The following is a 21,934-nucleotide window of genomic DNA, read 5'->3' on the forward strand; positions in this document are numbered from 1 at the left end:
CTTGCCACGCTTCACTTTCGTGATACATTACAGAGCACTCTGGCAATCGGGCGGGCAAATCCTGTTCGATCTCCACCGGCGGAATTCCGTCTGACAGCGCCGTTCTTGACGAGTAGGTTTTACCATTGGGTTTCGTAAATCTAAGATGAGCATGATGACACCCTCTGAAGCCAAACCGATCCGAGTGCTGATTGCAGATGACCATGCCATGGTCCTGGAGATGTTTAAGCAGTTCCTGTCCAACCTCCCGGATTTCGAGGCGCAGACCGCGCCCGACCTCGACACCGCGCTTGAAAAGATGGACGCCGAAGGGCCCTTCGATCTGGTTCTGGTGGATCTCGACATGCCGGGCATGAACGGGGTCGGCGGGCTGTCCAAGGCGATAGAGCGCAATGGCGGAAATCCGGTCGGCATCCTGACCAGCAACCCGACGGCCCATGTGGTTTCAGAATCCCTGTCGCTCGGCGGCGCGGGCATCATCCTCAAGACGGAATCGCTGAAGAACCTGACCAACGAAATTCGCTTCATGGCCAATGGCGGGCGGTATGTTCCGGTTGAACTGATCAACCGCCCCCGCGCCAAGGCGCGCGACACCTCAGGCAATTCATCGCTGTCAGAGCGTGAGATGACCGTCCTGGCGCTGCTGGCCCAGGGAAAACCCAACCGGGAGATCGGCGCCGAGCTTGGCCTCGCGGAGGCCACGGTGAAGATGCACGTAAAGTCGATCTGCGCGAAACTCGGGGCCAGCAACCGCACCCAGGCGGTGATTGTGGCCCGGGACATCGGGATTTTCTAGGCGCTGGGCAGGTCCCGCAAACCGGCCCGCCGGGGCCTCTTCTTTGGTTGCGTCCTTAAGTTTATGTGCGTTACGCTCCGGGGTGCCCCGGTCACCCGGGCTGCCTGAGAACGGAGAGCATGCACCGTGAGCAAACCAGTGATCGTCTTTGTCGGTGCGGTATACCCGGGCCAGTTCGGCCATCTGTGCGATTACCTGCGCGAAACCGGCCAGGCGCAAAGCTTTTTCCTGACCACCCCCGGACACATGGAACGCAACCGCGAGCGGGGCAACCACATTCTGGGGTTTCAGCCCGACGGGCCGATCATCTCCGATGACCGCTATTATTATTCGGCCAAGGTCGAACGCTCTGCCCGCATCGGCCGGGGGGTGCTCAACGCCCTCACCGCGATGCGCAAACACACCCGGATCGACGCGGTTGTGGCGCATTCGCTCTGGGGGGCGCCGCATTTCCTGTACGACGAGATAGACGCGGCAATCATCAGCTACATCGAATTCCCGAGCTTTCGGGCGCATGGCTGGGATCCGGCCTATCCCCCCGATCTGGCGCAGCGGATCACCGACCGGAACACCGAAATGCTGAACTTTCATCAGGCGCTGAACAGCGATCTGGTGATCTGCCCCAGCCAGCATGCCAAGAACATGTTTCCTGCCGCTCTGCGCTCCCGCATCGAGGTGCAGCTTGAGGGGTTCGATTTTGCCGCGATGGCCGAGCCCGAACCCCCTGCCAGCGACAAGGGGGGTAAGGGCGGCAAACGTGGCAAGGGCAGCAAGCCGGTGATCGGTTTTGCCGCCCGCGACCTGTCCTCTGCCAAGGGGTTCGAGACCTACGTGCGGCTGGTCGATACCCTGGTGGAGCGGGGCGTCGATGCGCAATTCGTTGCCTTCGGCGGCGCCGAGGAAGTGACCTATGGCTACGAGCAGCAGGCCGTCAAGCGCCAGCATGGCGGCAAGGTGACGACCTTCCGCGACCACCTGATGCTTGCCTATCCGCGTGCGGCAAAGGTGATCGAATTTCCCGGCAAGCTGCCCTACGACGAATTCGCCAGTCGCATCGCCGGGGTCGATATCTTTCTCTACCCGCTGAAGTTCGGGGTCGCCAATTGGGGATTGGTGGAGATTCTGGGCCGCGGCGGCTGTGTCCTGGCCCCTGATCGCGGCTATGCCGCCGAGCTGATCCAGGACGACATCAACGGCCGGCTTCTGCCCGATGACAACGAAGCCTGGATTGCCGAAATTCTCGCCCTGATGGACGATCCGGCGCGGCGCTATCGCTATGGCCAAAAGGCCCGGTCCATGGCCCGCGCGCAATACGACCTCTCCGTCGTCGCGCCGCGCTACATGGCCCTGTTCCGGCAGGCCATGGCCAACCGCGCCGCAAGAACAGGCCGCCCTGCCCGGCGCTAAAGCACTTCTCGAAAAACATGAGACGCAGCGCATCACTTAACGCGTTGAAATCTATGATTTCAGGCAGCGTTAAGTGATTCAGGTTTTTCCGAAAGTGCTATAGGCTCTGGACCTTAGATCTGAATCATCCTGTGACAGGACGGTCCCGAAAGCGCCGCAGGCGCGGCAGGGTATTGGCGATTCAAGGTTAAGGCGGGGCGCTTTAGAACTGCGTGCTCAGGCTGATGCCAAAGGTCTGCCGCTCGTCGCCCGGCTCATGTTCGATCGGCGTGGCAAGATAAAGCGAAACCGGGGTCTTGCCGATGTCGAAAACAACCGACAGCCCGACGCTGCTGCGCCGGCGCCAGCCGTCATCAATGGCCCCGCCAAGCGTATCGTCCAGATCCCAGCTGCCGCCAGATTCCAGGAAAATACCGCCAAGAACCGGCGCCTTGAACACTTCGCCAAAATCGCGCTGCAACTCGATGGAGGCCCGGACAAAGGTGTTGCCCCCCAGGGCATCCCCGCCATCCCGCGGGCCGATGCCACGGGGCGCAAAGCCGCGGAAGCCGTCAGCACCCGGATAGAACCGGTCGATGGCCCGCGTCGCATTGCCGTTCAGCCCGGTGACCGCGCCCGCATCGAATCCGAACAACAGACGGGTCCTGTCGGCGATCGGAAACTGCATCAGCGCCTCGAACCTGGTATCGGACAGCGGGTCCGATGTGCCGATGTTCCAGAAATACTGGTCCAGCCTGACACTGTAGCCAAAGTTCTGCCAGCGGTCGTCGCCCTCTTCGGCGTCCGGCAGGCTCTTGTGTTTCAGCCCCAGACGGACATAGGGCGCCGAAATGCCGTTGGTCTGTTCGCGCACCAGCAAGGGGCTGGCGGCAGGGTCCAGATCATAAAGCCGGTGGTCACGAAAACCGATGCCCCCCTCGAACCGGGTCGTGGCTGAGACTGGCCAGGCCAGATAGGTTTCGGCGCGGATGGTTTCATGGGTGAAACTGCGGTCGTCGAAATCGTCACGCCCGCCGACAAGCTCAAACCCCAGATCCAGACCGCTCTCAAAGACTTCGGTGCGGTACAGGTTCGCGCTGTAGCGCTGAATCTCCTTGCTGTATTCAAGGCTGAACGCGCCATAGGTCCGGTCGAAAAGGTTGTAGCGCTCATAGGCCAGGCTCGCCGTCAGCCCATCCTGCGAGACATAGGCGATGCTTGCATCAATCCGCCCCGGCCGCGTGTCCAGCTCCTGAACGTCGATCACCAGCGTGTCGCCCTCACGGGACAGGGCCACCGTTTCAAACACCCCGGTGGACATCAGGCAATCCTCGATGGCCAGCAGTTCCCACCGCGAATATTCCACTCCCGATTCGGCACCGCAGGTCCTGCGGATGTCGTCTTCGGGAATGAACTGGGCGCCGCGCACCTCGACGTTGCGCACAACCTGCGCATCGGCCACCGACCCCGGTATCATCGCCAGTACCATCGCCACAGCCGGTGACAATCCCGCAAGTACAGTGGAAAAAGAGGCGCGCGAGGCACCTGACGGCAGCAGAGAGGGCAAGGGCAGCACTTTCCTGTTTTACTTGGCGTGGAGACCGGCCAGCAGCGGCCCCGCCCCACGGATTTACTGAAGACGCGCCTTGAGGATCGGGCGTGTCAAATAACTTAGAATGGACCGCTCGCCACTTTCAATATCGACCTGCGCAATCATGCCGGGCCGGATGCTGTAGCGCTGACCGAAACGTTCGAGATAGCTGCGCTCGGTGCGCACCATGACCCGATAGAAGTCAGCCGGCCCCTGGGGCGTGTCCTCTTCCACCGTGTCCTCCGAAATCTGCGTGACCGTGCCGCGCAGATCGCCGTAGGTGGCAAAATCATAGGCCGTGATCTTGACGCTGGCGGGCATGCCCGGCGCGATCAGCGCAACGTCCCGCGGCTTGATCTTGGTCTCGATGATCAGCTGGTCGTCGGTCGGGGTGATCTCCATGATCGATTCACCCGGCTGCACCACCCCGCCCAGCGTGGTGATGTCGATGTTGTTGACCCGGCCCGACACCGGAGACCGGATCTCCGTCCTGCGAAACTCGTCCTGTTTCTGGACCAGTTGCTGCTGCATCATCTGCAGCTTGGCGCGCCGTTGCGCCAGGTCCTTGTAGGCGTCCTGCACATAGGCATTGCGGGTCTCGCTGATCTTGCCGTCCAGTTCAGCCTTCTTCTGCTCCAGCTGAAGCAGGTTGATGCGGCTGACCGATCCGCTGGCCGTGAGCGGGCGGGTGATGTCGATCTGTTGCTGGATCGCCTTCAATTCCGCTTCGAGGGCCACCAGGGACGCCTCAAGCTTGGTCCGCCGCGCGGTGAACAGCTTCAGCTCGGTCACTTCGGACGAATTCGGCGTTTCGCCGAAATCCAGCTTGGGCTGCTCCAGAACTTCCGCCTCAAGGCGGGCAACCTCGGCCACCAGCGCCGTGATCTCGGATTCCGCCGAAAGGAACGCAGCCTCCGAACGGGTCGGATCAAGCCGGGCCAGCACCTGCCCCTCCTTGACGATATCGCCTTCCCGCACCATCAGTTCCGCCAGAATGCCGCCTTCGAGGCTCTGGATCGTCTGCATTCTGCGCAGGGGAATGACGCGACCGTCGCCACGCTTGATCTCGTTGATCTGGGCAATCGAGGCCCAGACGATGGCGATGATCAGCGAGATGACGACCGTCCGGATCGTCCACCGCGCGACCTTCAGGGTCTGCCGTCGGTAACTGCCATCCAGATGGCTGGTCAGCATGTCCTCGGCGACGGTCATGTGACGGCCTGCACCGGTTTTTTCTGAACCGCATTGGCGCGCGCCGTATTCAGGATGTTGAGCAGATCGCCGTCGCGCGCGACGCGGCCATCTTTCAGCACGACCGCCCTGTCGGTCAGGGCCAGCAACTCCCGCTTGTGGGTCGAAATGATCGTGGTCCGGCTCTTCAGCCAGTCCTTCATATGGGCGATGACCTTGTTTTCCGTCACATGGTCGAAAGCCGAAGTGGGTTCATCCAGCAGCACGATCCGGGGGTCCTGCAACAGCACCCGCGCCAGACCAATCGACTGGCGCTGCCCGCCCGACACATTTGCATTGCCCTGCAGCATCAGGTCGAGCCCGCGCACATGGCGGCGCACGAAGGTGCCCAGACCCACCGCGTCAAGCGCTTCAAGCAGTTCATCGTCGCTGTGCAGCCCATGATCCAGCAGCAGGTTGTCCCGCAATGTCCCCTGGAACAGCGCAACGCTCTGCGGCAGGTAGCCGATCTGCCGCCGCCGGTCGATGGGGTCAATCTGGCTCAGCGACAGGCTGTCCACCAGCACGCTGCCGGACTGCGGATCAATCAGACCCGCCATCATGCGCAACAGGGTCGATTTGCCCGCACCGTTGCCGCCCAGCAGCGCAATGCGTTCGCCCGGCTCGATCGCAAGCTCGGGGATCGACAGCACCGGCGGCGCCTGCGGATCGTGGCGGAACACCACGCCGTCCAGCGTGAAGCCACCGCTCAGCGAAGGCGCGCGCACGAAATGGCGGTCTTCGGGCCGTTCCACAGAGAGGCCCATGATCTGGTCCAGCCCCTCCATCGCCGCGCGCACATGCTGCCAGCGCGCCAGCAGCCCGGCCACCTGCCCCATGGGGGCCATGGTCCGGCCGGACAGCAGCGTGCAGGCAATCAGGCTGCCCACGGTCAGCTCACCCGCGCTGATCAGATAGACACCGGTGACAATCACCCCGGCATAGGCCAGCTTCTGCACCGTGCTGACCAGCTGGGTCAGAAAGTTGGTGATGCTGCGGGTGTTGATTGCCGTGGTGGCCATCGTCGCCGTCAGATGGGCATGGGCCCGCTGCAGCCGCCCTTCCGCGCGGGAGGCCTTGACGGTCTCCAGGTTCGAAATCGTTTCCAGCAACAGACCGTTCAGCGCGGCAGCCTCGCGGGTGTTCTCCTTTGACGCCCGCGCAAGTTTTTTCTGCATGACCAGGCCGGGCACCACCGTCAGGATCACCCCTGCCAGCACCACCAGCGCCACCGGGCCGCCGATGAAATAGATCACCCCGACAAAGATCAGCACAAAGGGCAGGTCACAGATGGCTGTCACCGTGCTGGAGGTGAAGAAATCCCGCACCACCGCAAAGTCGCGGACCTGGTTGGCAAAAACCCCGGTCGAGGGAGGCTGGTGTTTCAGCCGCATGTTCGCGACCTTGTCGAAAAGCTGCGCCGACAGCCGCAGGTCGATATCCCGCCCCGAGACATCGACAAGCGTCGCTCGCATCAGCCGCAGCACCAGCTCCAGCACGATGGCGATCCCGACACCGCTGGCCAGGATCCACAGGGTATCAAATGCATTGCTGGGCACCACCCGGTCATAGACCTGCATCGAGAACAGCGCCGTGGCAACCGCCAGCAGGTTGGCCGCAAAAGAGGCCCAGATCACGTCGCGATAGATGCCCCAGTTGCCCAGCACCGGGCCCAGGATCCAGTGCTGGCCGGTTTTGGAATCGTCCAGCCGGCGGGTCACGATATCAATCGGTTTCGAAATCAGCACCCGCCCGTCGTGCAGCGCGTTGAGATCCTCAAGCGGCCAGTCCCCGCGACCGCCGCCGGATTCCGGCAGGATGACCCAGGCCTGGGTCTTGGTCAGGGATTCGACCACCACGGTCCGGCCGTCTTTCAGGAACAGCAGCGCAGGAAGGCAGTGCTCTGGCAGCGTGGTAAGCGGCTCCCGGCTCACCCGGCAGCTCATGTTCACCCGGCGCAGCGCAAGACCGGCAAGGCTCTCGCCCTTTTCGGCCCAATGCGTTTTCGGCAGGCCGTCGGTCAATTGCTCTGCCGAGGTCGTCACACCTTGAATCCGGCAAAGCTCGACGAGACCGGCAATCAGGGGATCCGGGGCACCGTGGTTAGTCATTTCTACACCCGTTCAGCACATTGCCACCTGTCTACTGGGTTGCCGATGCGGCAATGATCAGGGTCCCCAGGACACCCAGATCATGCGCCGCCTGGTATTCCGCCCGCTTGCGTTCCTCGTAGGTGGAGATCTTTTCGATTTCCGAGTCGTACAGATCGCGACCCGTCGTCAGCAGGTCCAGCAACTCGCGCTGCCCGCCAATGAACTGTTGTTCGTAATTGTCCAGCACGCGCTTCGATTCGATCAGCTGCTGCGACCGCGCGCGTTCGGTCCTGCGCAGGATCTCGATCTGCTGCAGCGCGCTTGCGGCCGTATTGGTCAGCTCGCGCTCGGTGAAAACCAGCGTCGATTCCGCCGCCTGCAGGTCCAGCTGCGCCGCCTGGATCTGACGCCGCCCCAGCCCGCTTGAGCTCAGGTCCACCCCCGTGGACAGGCCGATCGCGGCCCGGCTTTTGCCGCCGTTCAGGTCGGCACGCCCCTGGGCCTGCAACTTTATCGTCGGCAGCCGCGAGGCCTTGGCGATTTCCACACCGGCTGCGGCTTCATCCACCCCCGCACGGGCGGCGATGTAATCCGGCGCGATGCGCACGGCAGAGCGGATTTTTGCGGCCTCGGCATAGCGGCGGGAAAAGCCCAGATCGCTCGGCGTACCAACGGCCCCCACCTTCCCGCCGACCAGAAACTCGATCTGCGACAACGCGATGCGCTGGTTCGCCATAAGCTGCGAAAGCTGGTCCTCCGCGCGGGCAATTTCCAGACGCGCGCGCGCAACTTCGCCATTGTCACCGATGCCCGCCTTGGCGCGATCCTGCGCCTGCCCCGCGATCCGCTTGGCAAAGGCGAAATAGTCACGCGTGCGCGCGATCTTGAGGTCGGTCATCTCGACGTCGATGAAATATTCGGCCACCTGAAGGGTCAGCCCCTCCACCGCCATTTTCAGGTCGGAAACCGCCTGCACGCGGACATGGGACGCCGCATTGATCTTGTTCCGGATCAGCCCCCAGTCAAACAGCACCTGTGACACCGTCAAGGTGATCCCCGGCCCGTTCGAATCGGTGGTGGAGGTATCGCCCGACAGGCTGACACTGGGGTAATATTCGTCGCGGGCCGACTGGATGTCGATTGTCCGGCTGGCAACCTTCTGGCGCAGCGCCGAGATTTCGCCATCCCTTTCCGTGGCGCGCAGAACAGCCGTGCTCAGCGCCATCTGCGCCTGCGCCGGTGTCACCAGCACCAGCAAAAGCAACAACGCAAACCCGGAGTTCAGCCAAACGGCAAAGTGCCGACACCAGTGGTGGATGGGGTCAACACGCTTCATACGACAAACTCCGTCAACAATTCAGCCAGCAGATCGAGCGGAGCGTCAGACTCCGCATTTGGCAGGACATCTGCCGTTTCAGAGGCACCGACAAACGTGCCGTCCACGGTGACATCATCCGAACCAATCAATTCGCCTGCCACATCTTCCGCCCCCGACTCGGCATCGGCCTCCTGAGTATCCATATCATATTCCGAAGGGTCCAGGACCTCGGATTCACCCCCGGTGAAATCGTCAATGATCTGCGCAAGATCATCTTCCTCTTCCCTTCCGGTCTCCGGCGCAGTGCTGCTGCCGCCGCCCGAAAGGAAATCCACGCCCGAACCAAGCGAAATCCCGGCCCCGGCCAGAAGCAAAGGATTGGACCAATCCACCGATTGCCCGACCAGCCCGTCCTGACCGGCATCCCCGTCATCGCCCGCGGCATCCTCCGCCCCCGATGCCTGTGCCATCTGCTCTGTCGCCCCGTCGGGATAGGCCGGTTCGGGCCCCATCAGCCCGGTCACAAAGGGGTCTCCGCCGGGCAGCAGAAGACGGCTGAAGTCGCCATTCTCTCCGATCACGAAAAAGTCTTCGACCCGAAGCGTGGTGCCATCCGAAAAGGTCACAACCAGGTCAGAACCCAGCTTGTCCGAGGCAACGATGGAGGCCGCCCCATTCACAAGCGCGACATCCATCGGCTTGTTCAGTGACACATTCGACGCAGTTTGCAGATCTCCCGCTTCGGAAGATCCCCTTTGCTTCAGTGTAACGCCGACTGCCAAGGCCAGTCCTTTCCAAATCTCTTTGTCTCACCCGGAAGAAATCCCAAAACATCCCGGACTTCCACCCAACCAGAGGTGGTTTTCTTTAAAACGTTCCAGACCGTTCGTTACAAGTTGTAATTGTACTCTTTTGCACGCTGCAACTAAATTGAGTTAATTCTATGGCACTCGATAAAATTTAACGATACTAAATACTTACTAAAAATCACTCATGCGAAATATGGCCACCACTTGACTGTGGTGACCACCTGTCCTCCCCGCCTGAATCGCGCTCGTTAAACGCTGTCGTCGTTGGTCAGGCCACCCAGCAATCCACCAAAGGGCGAGTTGTGCCCTTGTTCCGCGCCCTGGTCGAAGAGAATGCCCAGAGCGTCCTCGACCGCCGTTGCCTCCGCAAGTTCGCCAACCTCGGCCCCGATCAGCTCGCCAATTTCGCCCACTTCCTCGACTTCGGCATCGTTGCCCAGAAGCGCGTCAAAGGCGGCCTCCTCACCGGTGATGTCACTCACGCCACCAGCCAGAATATCGTTCAGAAGGTTGTCGATATAATCGTCGGTTTCGCCGGTATCGACCGGATCGGAAAGCTCCAGCACACCTTGCTCGATCAGGCTTCCGGAAAGCCCCTCGCCACCGGTCAGACCCGCGAACAGATCATCGCCTTCCGCGCCGTTTTCGACAACATTGATACCAAAGACATCCGTTTCGCCAAGCAGCCCGTCAAGAACCGACCCGCCCAGCTCGAAAATTTCCCCTGCAGGATCCAGGGTTTCATCGCCGATCCCGGCCACCAGCGTATCCAGGAACCCGCCATCGCCTTCGGCGTCGCCAACCGGCAGATCTTCGACGACCGCTTCGACGGTTTCCTCGACCATATCGGCGGCGGGTGCCGCTGCGGGTGCTTCATCGACATTGTCCACCGGCAGGGGAATCACCCCTTCGGTCAGAACACCACCGACCGATGGCAGCGTATCCGCAAGCACGCCCGCCACAGGCGTTTCACCAAGCAGACCGCCCGCAACACCCGCGTCCCCGAGAACCTCATCCGCAAGGTCCTCGACCGTCTCTGCGGCATCCTCGACCACTTCCGGCGTGACGACTTCCGCGACTTCCGCAACAGGCTCATCAACCGCCTGTACTTCGGGAAGAACATCCTCAACATCCGGCACGGCACCGCCGAGCAGACCGCCTAGAAGACCACCGAGGACACCTTCCTCACCGAGAACCTCATCCGCGAGGTCTTCGACAGTCTCGACAGCATCCTCGACCACCTCAGGCGAGACAACATCCGCCACATCCGGCGCGACATCACCGAGCAATTCACCAACGACGCCCTCGTCGCCAAGAACCTCATCCGCAAGGTCTTCGACCGTTTCTACAACGTCCTCAACCACTTCAGGCGAGACGACTTCCGCGACATCCGCAACCGGCGCATCAACCGCCTGCACCTCAGGAAGAACATCCTCAACATCCGGCACGGCACCGCCGAGCAGACCACCGAGCACACCATCCGCAAGGTCTTCGACAGTTTCTACAACGTCCTCAACCACCTCAGGCGCGGCCACATCTGCCACATCCGGCGCGGCATCGCCAAGCAAATCACCGACGACGCCCTCGTCGCCAAGAACCTCATCCACAAGGTCTTCGACCGTTTCTACAACGTCCTCAACCACTTCAGGCGAGACGACTTCCGCGACATCCGCAACCGGCGCATCAACCGCCTGCACCTCAGGAAGAACATCCTCAACATCCGGCACGGCACCGCCGAGCAGACCACCGAGCACACCATCCGCAAGGTCTTCGACAGTTTCTACAACGTCCTCAACCACCTCAGGCGCGGCCACATCTGCCACATCCGGCGCGGCATCGCCAAGCAAATCACCGACGACGCCCTCGTCGCCAAGAACCTCATCCACAAGGTCCTCGACTGTCTCGACGACATCCTCGACCACATCCGCGACCGGCGCATCAACCGCCTGAACTTCGGGAAGAACATCTTCAACGTCCGGCGTGTCACCTCCGAGAAGACCGCCCAACAGACCACCAACGACGCCATCCTCCCCGAGAACCGCATCCGCAAGGTCTTCTACCGTATCTACGACATCCTCGACCACCTCAGGCGAGACCACGTCGGCCACATCCGGCACAGCACCCCCGAGCAGGTCACCAACGACGCCCTCGTCGCCAAGAACCTCATCCACAAGGTCCTGGACCGTCTCGACGACATCCTCGATCACCTCAGGCGCGACAACATCCGCAACTGGCTCATCAACCGCCTGCACCTCAGGAAGAACATCTTCCACGTCCGGCGTGTCACCTCCGAGAAGACCTCCCAGCAGACCACCGAGGACACCTTCCTCACCGAGAACCTCATCCGCGAGGTCTTCGACCGTTTCTACAACGTCCTCAACCACTTCCGGCGCGACGACATCCGCCACATCCGCAACCGGCTCATCAACCGCCTGCACTTCGGGAAGAACATCTTCCACGTCCGGCGCGTCACCACCAAGCAGACCGCCCAGAAGATCACCGACGATACCGTCCTCACCGAGAACCTCATCCGCGAGGTCTTCGACCGTCTCTACGACATCCTCGACCAGCTCAGGCGAGACGATATCCGCAATCGGCTCATCAACCAGCGGCACTTCGGGAAGAACATCTTCAACATCCGGCGCGGCACCGCCAAGCAGGCCGCCCAGCAAACCACCACCCAGCACCGCATCCACAACGCCGTCGTCACCCAGCAGACCACCAACGACACCGTCATCCCCGAGAACCGCATCCGCAAGGTCTTCGACAGTCTCTACAACATCCTCGACCACTTCCGGTGCGGCCACATCCGCCACATCCGGCGCGTCGCCGCCAAGCAGGCCGCCCAGCAAACCACCGCCCAGCACCGCATCGACAACGCCGTCGTCGCCCAGAAGACCACCTACGACGCCATCCTCCCCGAGAACCGCATCCGCAAGGTCTTCTACCGTATCCACAACATCCTCGACCACTTCCGGCGCAGCCACATCCGCCACGTCCGGCGCGTCGCCGCCAAGCAGGCCACCCAGAAGACCGCCACCGCCCAGCACCGCATCGACAACGCCGTCGTCACCCAGCAGACCACCGACGATACCGTCCTCCGCGAGAACCGCATCCGCAAGGTCTTCGACAGTCTCCACGACATCCTCGGCCACTTCCGGCGCAGCCACATCCGCCACATCCGGAGCAGCGCCGCCAAGCAGACCACCCAGAAGGCCGCCACCGCCCAGCACCGAATCCACAACGCCGTCATCGCCCAGCAGGCCTCCGACGATACCGTCTTCACCAAGGACACCATCGGCGAGGTCTTCGACAGTCTCTACAACATCCCCGACCAGTTCCTGCGGCAAGATATCCGCGGCGGACGGCAGGTCGGGCGCGTCGTCGGAACCGCCCCCGAAGAGACCGCCAAGAAGCGGCACCGACCCGAGCAGACCGCCAATGCCACCCTGCTCACCCGACAAACCGCCCAGCAGGCCGCCATCGCCAAGCAGGCCACCCAAAACGCCATCTTCCCCGAGGACGCCGTCAACCAGACCGTCATCACCCAGAAGTCCGCCAACCAGCCCATCATCACCAAGGAGACCGCCAACCAGCCCATCATCACCAAGGAGACCGCCAACCAGACCGTCTTCGCCAAGGACACCGTCAACCAGACCGTCATCGCCCAGAAGCCCGCCGACAATCCCGTCATCGCCAAGCACCGCGTCAACCAGACCATCGTCTCCGAGAACGGAATCGATAACACCCCCGTCGCCGAGCACGCCCGAAAGGACGCCGTCTTCGCCGGTGAGCACGTCCACCACGCCATTCTCGCCCAGAACGGAACCAAGCACGCCACCCTCGCCGAGCAGACCACCCAGGACACCATCCTCACCAAGGATCCCGTCAACCAGCCCGTCATCGCCAAGGACGCCGTCCAGAACCCCATCGACCAGACCGTCGTCACCAAGGATCCCGCCAACCAGCCCGTCATCGCCGAGGACGCCGTCCAGGACCCCATCAACCAGGCCGTCGTCACCAAGGATCCCGTCAACCAGCCCGTCATCGCCAAGGACGCCGTCCAGAACCCCATCGACCAGACCGTCCTCGCCAAGGATCCCGCCAACCAGACCGTCATCACCAAGGACGCCGTCCAGAACCCCATCGACCAGACCGTCCTCGCCAAGGATCCCGCCAACCAGACCGTCATCACCCAGCAGCCCGTCCACGACCCCGTCGACCAGACCGCCGTCGCCCAGGACACCGTCAACCAGACCGCCATCGCCCAGAAGCCCGCCGAGAACGCCATCGACCAGCCCGCCATCGCCAAGCACCGCGTCGATCAGACCATCATCCCCGAGAACGGAATCGATAATGCCGCCATTGCCCAGAACACCCGCAAGGATGCCATCCTCGCCGATGATCGCATCGATCACGCCATTCTCGCCCAGAACGGAGCCAAGCAACCCGTCCCCGCCGAGCAGGCCATCCAGCAGGTCGTCCACAAGACCACCATCACCGATGACCGAATCGATACCCCCCCCGACAACGCCATCCTCACCCAGAAGGCCGCCGATCACCCCCTGATCGTCCGGGCTGACATCGTCCTCGGGGCTGGCATTTCCGCCGTTGTTATGGCCGGTCTCGACCACCGGAGCGTTCAATCCACCCCCGCGGACTTCGGTCTGCGCCGCGACCGGAGAAACGGTCATTGTATTCGAAACGGCAACAATACCGGGCGCATTTGCCTCGCCGGCAATGCTGAAAATTTGCTGATTTTCCTGGAATGCAGGGGTGGCCGCAAGGTCGCTCGCGGCGGATTCCTGCCCCTCTTCGCCAAGCGAATCGGTCCGGGCGCCGGCTTCAGCCAGGGGAGATTCGGATTGGAACTCGGCCGCGACACCGGCTTCGGCCGCAATATCGCCCGCGCCGTCAACCGGCCCGCCGCCGCGCTGCGTCTGAGATCCGGCTTTCGCGACGGGCGCAAGGAAATCGCCTCCGGGCAGGGTCGCCGCAAAGGCAAGCAGCCCGTCCTGGGACGCGCTCTGCGATGCCAGGCCCATGCCGATCGCGCCAGCCGTGACTGACACGCCGGTGTTACGCGACCCCATTTCGCTCAATGCCTGAAAGTGGGACATCGGAATCGGCGAACGCGCACCCTGATCCTGCGCCTGAGTACCCTTGTTGCTCTCAAACTTGCCCAATTGGCAGCTCCATGACTCTGAGCCGTTCACACGACATGATGCCTTGCATCAAAAACGCGGTGCCCCGCCCTCGGTCATCACGACGAAAGCGAGGACACCCATACTTTTAACCATACACCGCTTAGTACGAAACTCTACATAAATTATCCATACCAAAGCATTACAGACTTAAGATATAGTGCAATTTTGCCTCACCTGACAAGGCTGTCGTAACGGCGATTCTGGAAACAATCCTTGCGCGCCCCGGGCCGGTTCCGACATCCTTTTGAGAGTCGCACCGGGGCCAGCCAGGGGATCGGCCCGGGGGGTAAGTACGCCCATAGGGGCGCCAAGATCTCCGGCAACCTTAGGTTATCCTTAGCCGCAATCGTGGCTGACGGCCCAGACCTGCCGTTGGCTTCAGTGATCGGTGCAGCATTGCGGCTTCACCGAAGCAGACGTTTGGCACATTGTGCAGCATTTTTGGTTTGCTATGCGGAGAAAGCCGCCCTTCACTTTTGTAGTGCGAAGGACGGCACTGGATCGTGTTTCTACTTGCGAGAAGTGGCGCTCCCGTGGCTCTGTCGTGCTCTAGGAAGCGCTGTTGCCACCCTATGTATGGCGTCAGTCGTGGAAAAACTGCGTTAGCAACTCTGCAATCGGCTTCGGTGTTTCCATCAATGCCAGGTGTGGCCCGTCGATCCAGTCGAGCGTGCTATGGCCGATGCCATCCGCCAGAACGACCGAGGCTTTGGGGTCCACCATCTGATCCTGTTGATTGCCAAGTACCAACGTATGAGCGCGAATATCTGCCAGATCGCTTGAGACATCGACTTGGAGATCGAGCTCGGCCTGCCGCGCGATACCTTGCCAGTTGCTGCTTGCCACCATTTCCGCAACGACCGATTCCATATCGTCTATTGCGGCGAGGAAGGCGCGGCTGAAGCCTGTCAACAGCATGAGCCGTGCGAGCGATGCCGGGTCCCGCCGTGCAAGATCCGCCCAGTGCCGGAACTGCAATTGCGACCGGGGATCACCTCCAGAGACAAAGCCACCGACCAGCGCGAGCCGTTCGACCCTGTCTCGCTGCCGGGCCGCAAGCCGAGTTGCAACAGCAGCGCCGAGGGAGAAGCCCAACAGATCGAATGACTCGACGCCGGCATGGTCCACCGCTGCCAGCACTTGCCCGGCCAGACGGTCCAGTGTCAGGGCCTTGGCGGGATCATCTGTCAGCCCGGCCCCTGCGTAATCAGGCCGGATTACCCTTCGGGCAGACAGGTAGGGCATTACGCCAGAAAAGTTCGCCTCACCGTCCCCTCCTGTCCCATGCACCAGCACCAGAGGCCGCCCCTCACCGTCGTCACGATAACCAACGCGGGCACCGTCATACTGCAAATATTCGATTTTCGACATGAATCCATTCTCCGACTTGATGTGTCGGCTCTTGTTATGCACCCTGACAGCGTTGTTAGGGTCAAATGGAAAATGGAGATATATCCATGCAGATCGGAGAAATTGCTCGGCGCAGTGGTATCACCGTCCGGATGTTGCGCTTTTACGAGGCCGAAGGCTTGCTCCAGCCGCACCGAACCGGCAGCGGCTATCGCGACTATTCTGAAGCCGACCTCGAAGAGGCAAAGCGGATAAAACAGTTGGCGGATGCCGGCCTGACGGTCGAGGCGATGCACGACCTTTTGCCCTGCATCATCAGCCCGAAGCCTACGTTCCACCCCTGTGACCGCTTGCGCGCCCGGCTTGAAGGTGAAGTGGCGAAACTCGACCGGAGGCTGGCGGATATGGAGCGGTCCCGGTCCCAGATTGTCGGCTACTTGGCTGATCTGCCAGTGGATACCCCCGTCCCCTTGTCTCAGGACTAAGGCATTTACACCTTAGCCGGTTTTTCTCAAGACAGCCTCGCTGAACACTGCCTATGAATGGATTGAAGGGCCATCGGACCTGCCCTTCTTGCCTTGCGCAGAATTGATCAAAGACGGCCTCCCGGGTACTTTTGCCGCCCTGGCGTCGGGTGGCGGTAACATCAACAAAGCCCCTTTGAGCGACTTTTTGCAATACAATACCGGTTTGTCGGTTGGCTGCCGGATAGAAATCACTATTCATTTCTGGCAATTTTTTTCTCTTTTGCAGGTCCGGATTGCATGTGGTGAAGCCAGTGGCTAGCCTGTCGCTAATTGCTTAGGATGATGTCGCACAGCCAGCCCAAATTTTATTTTCAGAAAGGCGTTGACCAGATGAGCCTATCCAACACCGCACCTGTCGCTGAAAATGATGCTGTTGCAACGGATGCTGACAACATCCTCTCCGGTTCGGTTCTGGCAGACAATGGATCGGGGGCGGACAACGACCCAGATGCGGGCACGGTTCTGGGGGTGATAGAGGTCAATGGCGTCGCAGCAAATATCGGACAGCAGATCACCTTGCCCTCGGGCGCACTGCTGACGCTCAACGCGGATGGTACGTTTGACTATGACCCAAACGGCGCGTTTGACGCGCTGCCAGACGGGGAAAGTGTCACGGATACTTTCACTTATACGCTGACCGATGGGGAGCTGGTCTCGGCACCAGGTATATTTGCCGCAGAATTGGAGCTTTCGGAACTTGATGGCGGAGATGGCTTCGTAATCAACGGCATTGATCCCGTAATCATCGACCCCGGGGTACCTGATGGCGAAAATAATATTATCAATCAAGGGGACCACAGCGGCAACTCAGTCGCTGCTGCTGGTGATGTGAACGGTGACGGTATTGACGACTTGTTAATCGGGGCGTGGGGCGCCGATGGCAATGGTTTTCGGGATGCTGGCGAAACCTATGTCATCTTTGGCAACGCCTCTGGATTCGACGCTAGTCTTGAATTATCTGAACTCGACGGAAGTAATGGTTTCGTCATCAACGGCGTTGGTAATCTTGACCTTTCGGGAATATCGGTTTCGTCCGCAGGAGACGTAAACGGCGACGGTATTGGCGATCTAATAATTGGAGCATCCGGCGCAAATCCGAATCAATATGTGACCGGAGCAGCATATGTCGTGTTTGGCAACACGGCAGGCTTTGATGCAAACTTTGACTTGGACGCACTAAACGGTAGCAACGGTTTTGCTATCCACGGTATGTCTTTTCACGACTATTTCGGAGAGTCAGTCTCATCTGCTGGCGATGTCAACGGTGATGGTATTGACGATGTGATCATTGGAGCTGTCACGGTTGACGCAAATGCGGAAAACTCCGGTGCAAGCTATATTGTTTTCGGCAGTGATGCTGGTTTTGCGCCTAACTTGGAGTTGTCGTCACTGGATGGCTCCAATGGGTTTGCTATAAGCGGACTCATAGAGTCTGACCGTTTCGGAAGATCGGTTTCCTCCGCAGGAGATCTCAACGGCGACGGCATCGACGACGTGATCATTGGAGCAGATGGGGCAGATCCGAATGGCATTCAGACTGGAGCGACCTATGTCATATTTGGTAGCAATGAAGGCTTTGACGCAAATTTTGACTTGAACGCATTGGATGGACGCAACGGATTTGTCATCAACGGGTTATATAATTTCGACAATAGCGGTTACTCCGTTTCGTACGCAGGTGATGTAAATGGCGATGGTATTGCGGATGTCATTATCGGTGCACCGAACGCCAACAGGACTGACGTACGTTCTGGACAAAGCTACGTTGTGTTCGGCAATGCTGAAGGATTTGATCCGAGCCTAGAATTGTCGGCCTTGAATGGCAGCAATGGCTTTTTGATCAACGGTGTCGCACGAGGAGACAGGAGCGGTACTTCGGTGTCATCCGCAGGTGATGTAAATGGCGATGGCATTGACGATCTGATCATAGGAGCCCCTCGCAGAAACTTTAGCAGCAGCGGCGAGAGTTACATTGTGTTCGGAACGAGCACGGGCTTTGAGCGACAATTGGATCTCTCAGCACTAGATGGCACAAACGGCTTTGTTGTGAACGGCATCAATGAATTTGACCTCAGTGGTATATCCGTCTCCGCCGCTGGTGATGTAAACGGCGACGGCATTGATGATTTGATTATCGGAGCACCCGGTGCGGACCCTAATGGAAATGCAAGTGCTGGACAAACTTATGTTATCTACGGTCGGATAAGTTTTGTACCTGTCATCGACGTGGGTACAGTCACGGTCACGATCAACGGCGTGGACGATGCGGCGATTTCGCGGGATGACGCTTTTGACGTTGGAGAAAACGCTGCGCTCAGCGGTCTCAGTGTATTTGGCGATAATGGCTTTGGCGCAGACACGGATATTGATTCACCTCTTTTGATCACGGCGGTGAATGGCAGCGCCGCTGACGTGGGGCAAACGGTTGTTCTGGCCAGCGGCGCTCTGCTGGTCCTGAACGCGGACGGTACGTTTGACTATGACCCGAATGGCCAGTTTGAACATCTGCCGGGTGGGGTCACTGCAACCGACAGTTTTACCTATGAGTTGAATGGCGATGCTACCGCCACGGTCACGATCACGATCAACGGCGCAAATGATGCCACAGTGGCGCAGGACGATGCGCTGACCTCCGATGGTCTTCGGGTTTTGCAGGGCTCTGTTTTTGCAGATAACGGTTCGGGATTCGACAACGACCCGGACTCCAATTCACAACTCACCGTAGTCGAAGTGAATGGCGTGCGAGCGAGCGTAGGCCAACAGATCATGCTCCCTTCGGGCGCGCTGCTGACGCTGAACGCGGATGGCACCTTTGATTATGTTCCCTTTGGGGCGTACGAAGTCCTTGGTGCTGGTCTGCAAGGCAGTGACAGCTTTACCTACCGGGTTTCCGATGGTTTGGGCTGGGGCGGAGACGTGGCCACCGTGACTATCACACTTGGTGCTTTGGACGGAAACATTGCCCAGTTTGGCACGTCCGACAGCGAGCTTATGAACGGCGACCCGGACAGCGACATTCTATTCGGCCTGCGCGGAAATGACACGATCCTTGGCAATCAGGGGAATGACACACTCAGTGGTGGCGAAGGTGCTGATCTGGTCTTCGGGAATGCAGGCTTTGACACTCTCTGGGGAGACGAGGGCGATGATACGCTGGATGGCGGGGCAAATACGGACCAGTTGAACGGTGGGTCTGGCGATGACCGACTTGTCGGGGGTCAAGGCTATGACAATCTCTATGGTGATGCCGGCAATGACACGCTGCTGGGGGGAACGGATGCGGACCGTCTATACGGCGGTGCCGATGATGACCTGCTTTATGGGGGCACCAATGTTGGCCTGAGCGTTGATCGTCTCTTCGGCGAAGAAGGTAACGATACGTTGTATGGTGAAGGCGGGTTTGACCATCTCGACGGCGGAGCTGGCAATGACCTGCTGGACGGCGGCAATCAGGCCGACAATCTTTATGGCCGCAGTGGAAATGACACGTTGATTGGCGGTCAGGGGTTTGACCGCCTTTTCGGAGGCGACAATGATGACCTGTTGCACGGCGACGCGGGGACTGACGGGCTTTTCGGTGAACAGGGTGATGATACGCTGGACGGCGGCACAGGAAATGACCGTCTCTGGGGGGGCACGGGCAATGATGATCTGAGCGGCGGGGCGGACAACGACCTTGTCCAGGGCGGAGCAGGATTTGATCGGATCGACGGAGGCACGGGCGACGACACACTGATAGGTAATTTCAATGCTGACACCTTCGTGTTCACGGATGGTCATGGGAACGACACGATCACGGATTTTGATGCAACTAACGATCTTGAAACAATTGATTTCTCGAACCTTTCGACGATCAATACTCTTGCTGATCTGTTGGGAGTGGGCGGCGCTGCGTCACAATCCGGAGCGAATGTGTTGATCGACACGGGCGACGGCAACACAATCACGTTGCTGGGTGTGAACCTGAACGAACTTCACGCAAACGATTTTATATTTTGATGTGCGCAGGCTGGCGAAATGCTGAGTGTGGGGACCCAGGATCGGTCTGGTCTTGTCAGAAGAACTTGACTTGCGGGCATCTATGAAGCCGAACGAATGAAAGTCTAACAAACACGCGTCTTTGATGAACCGACGAAACAGACTCCTGGTTTTGATAATGGGTTCAGGTCCCTTGATGGCATGTTTGCAGGTGTGCGCCTCAATCTTGGTCGGCAAAAGTTTGGTCGCCACTACACAGGTGGGGATCAGAAATGTACCCAAACATCCAAATGCCTTTTGGTTGCCTGTCCTATGGGGCAGGTTTTACCCTGAATTTGACGCATAGATGTTGATCTTACCGTTCGACTTTCGCAGTCGCGACTGCAATGCGTAATGACGTAGCGAGTACGGTAAACGGTCGTTGCCGTCATTGTCCGTCTTCAACTCTGTTACGTCCAAGAAGTGATTGAAGATACCTCGTGCCGTGTTCACCGCTGTCGTGCGGTTCGGGTACTCTGGCATGAACACAAACGCTTGTGGGTCAGTCAGGTCACTGTCTCCGTCAACGATATCTTGGTAAAGAGAGTAACCGCGCGGCATCGTCGCTACATAGCGGGGACCCGTCTTACCGTCGATCTTCAATTCAAGATGTAGCGGGTCATCAGCGTTACCTACAGCGTTTCGGGATTAACTTGAAACATCCAACATCACTTTTCGCGTTCGACCGCAGGGAGAGGCAGCGAACAAGTGATTCAGGTATCTCCCGAAGCGCTATAAGGTGCCTCTCTCGACCACATCGCAGTGACGCAGGGCAAACTACTCCGACACGGTTGGACGCATGAACGAATGCACCATGAACTCCCAAATTTGGACGTGTTGGGGTTCGATCAGGACACCCCGGACCTTCGTTTCTCCTGCCGCCGCGATCTTGCGCGCAGTCGTAATCAGTTTTTTGTACTGCCCCCCAGTAATGGACACCCGTGGCGCATCTTTCGTACGCTGCTTGGGCATCGCGGGGATAATGTCGATCACGCCGTCCTCTAGCGCGTACATCAGCACCTTGCCGATCATCATGCATTGTTTTGCCTTGGTGCCTGACGCGAGGGGTTTGTCTCTCCGACTGTCCAAGAACGTCAGGTCGTCACGCACCATGCCTGAATTGATCTTACCCACGTCATGTTTCCCAAAGTACGCGACGACGCCGTCCTCAGCGCGAAACAAGATCTTATACTCATCGCTGAACGCGTACTTGTTCTGTGCGCCCCTCTTCTGAACTTTCGTCGCATTCGACTGCAACCGTGCGTAATGCTCAAACGAACGATCCTTGGTCAAAGCGTGACTGGTGTTCTGCTTCGACTTGTAGTCAGCGACGATTTCTTCTGCGACTTCGGCAGCATCTAAGCGACTGGTTTCTTTGGTCGAACGAACGACGTATCGCTTCTTCACGGAATCATATACACGCGCGCGCCAGAACGGTGATCTGCCCGTCTTATAGATGCTGAGTCCACGTCGGAGATGCTTGATCTGTTTCTTTGCGTTTGGTGATTTTCCCGTTAAACCAATGGCTTATCCTGAGTGTGTAACTGTGTCTAAGTATACGAAACGACAAGACAGTCGGAAAATCTATATTTTATCTAATTAATTCAGCA

12 protein-coding genes are annotated in these 21,934 nt (G+C 59.5%); 4 read left to right on the forward strand and 8 right to left on the reverse strand.

What is annotated here, in order from left to right; genetic code table 11:
* Nucleotides 1-145: 145 nt before the first annotated feature.
* Nucleotides 146-796 (forward strand): response regulator transcription factor, encoded by a 651-nt coding sequence (locus O4H53_RS03840; RefSeq protein WP_331284216.1) that lies wholly within the window; start codon nucleotides 146-148, stop codon nucleotides 794-796.
* A gap of 126 nt (nucleotides 797-922) precedes the next feature.
* Nucleotides 923-2,203 carry a glycosyltransferase gene (locus O4H53_RS03845; RefSeq protein WP_269361547.1) on the forward strand — a complete coding sequence of 427 codons (1,281 nt, stop codon included), beginning with the start codon at nucleotides 923-925 and terminating at the stop codon, nucleotides 2,201-2,203.
* A 202-nt stretch (nucleotides 2,204-2,405) separates the two neighbouring features.
* On the opposite strand, the gene O4H53_RS03850 is transcribed toward O4H53_RS03845, so the two are convergent.
* The 7 genes from O4H53_RS03850 to O4H53_RS03880 all read right to left on the reverse strand — a co-directional run bounded on the left by O4H53_RS03850 (nucleotide 2,406) and on the right by O4H53_RS03880 (nucleotide 15,801).
* Nucleotides 2,406-3,671, reverse strand: coding sequence for a BamA/TamA family outer membrane protein (locus tag O4H53_RS03850; protein ID WP_269361549.1), 1,266 nt, complete (start codon nucleotides 3,669-3,671; stop codon nucleotides 2,406-2,408).
* A gap of 141 nt (nucleotides 3,672-3,812) precedes the next feature.
* Complete coding sequence (locus O4H53_RS03855) at nucleotides 3,813-4,985, reverse strand: HlyD family efflux transporter periplasmic adaptor subunit (protein ID WP_269361550.1); 1,173 nt, start codon at nucleotides 4,983-4,985, stop codon at nucleotides 3,813-3,815.
* Nucleotides 4,982-7,114, reverse strand: coding sequence for a type I secretion system permease/ATPase (locus tag O4H53_RS03860; RefSeq protein WP_269361552.1), 2,133 nt, complete (start codon nucleotides 7,112-7,114; stop codon nucleotides 4,982-4,984). The genes O4H53_RS03855 and O4H53_RS03860 overlap by 4 nt, the downstream gene beginning before the upstream one ends.
* Nucleotides 7,115-7,145: 31 nt before the next feature.
* The gene (locus tag O4H53_RS03865; RefSeq protein ID WP_269361553.1) at nucleotides 7,146-8,432 is read right to left on the reverse strand and encodes a TolC family protein; all 1,287 of its coding nucleotides are present in this window, start codon (nucleotides 8,430-8,432) and stop codon (nucleotides 7,146-7,148) included.
* Nucleotides 8,429-9,127, reverse strand: a complete 699-nt coding sequence (locus tag O4H53_RS03870) for a hypothetical protein (RefSeq protein WP_269361555.1) — start codon at nucleotides 9,125-9,127, stop codon at nucleotides 8,429-8,431. Before O4H53_RS03870 ends, O4H53_RS03865 begins: the two co-directional genes overlap by 4 nt.
* A 344-nt stretch (nucleotides 9,128-9,471) precedes the next feature.
* Complete coding sequence (locus tag O4H53_RS03875) at nucleotides 9,472-14,409, reverse strand: hypothetical protein (RefSeq protein ID WP_269361557.1); 4,938 nt, start codon at nucleotides 14,407-14,409, stop codon at nucleotides 9,472-9,474.
* 603 nt (nucleotides 14,410-15,012) lie between these two features.
* Nucleotides 15,013-15,801, reverse strand: a complete 789-nt coding sequence (locus O4H53_RS03880; RefSeq protein ID WP_269361559.1) for an alpha/beta fold hydrolase — start codon at nucleotides 15,799-15,801, stop codon at nucleotides 15,013-15,015.
* An 86-nt stretch (nucleotides 15,802-15,887) separates the two neighbouring features.
* Between O4H53_RS03880 and O4H53_RS03885 the strand changes: the two genes are divergently transcribed.
* Nucleotides 15,888-16,265 carry a MerR family transcriptional regulator gene (locus O4H53_RS03885; RefSeq protein ID WP_269361561.1) on the forward strand — a complete coding sequence of 126 codons (378 nt, stop codon included), beginning with the start codon at nucleotides 15,888-15,890 and terminating at the stop codon, nucleotides 16,263-16,265.
* A gap of 372 nt (nucleotides 16,266-16,637) precedes the next feature.
* Nucleotides 16,638-20,306 carry an Ig-like domain-containing protein gene (locus O4H53_RS03890; RefSeq protein WP_269361562.1) on the forward strand — a complete coding sequence of 1,223 codons (3,669 nt, stop codon included), beginning with the start codon at nucleotides 16,638-16,640 and terminating at the stop codon, nucleotides 20,304-20,306.
* 795 nt (nucleotides 20,307-21,101) lie between these two features.
* Here the strand turns inward: O4H53_RS03890 and O4H53_RS03895 are convergent.
* On the reverse strand, nucleotides 21,102-21,731 hold the full coding sequence (locus tag O4H53_RS03895) for a hypothetical protein (RefSeq protein WP_269361563.1): 630 nt from the start codon (nucleotides 21,729-21,731) through the stop codon (nucleotides 21,102-21,104).
* Nucleotides 21,732-21,934 lie beyond the last annotated feature (203 nt).

Source organism: Sulfitobacter sp. G21635-S1, assembly GCF_027213915.1.
Lineage (GTDB): Bacteria > Pseudomonadota > Alphaproteobacteria > Rhodobacterales > Rhodobacteraceae > Sulfitobacter.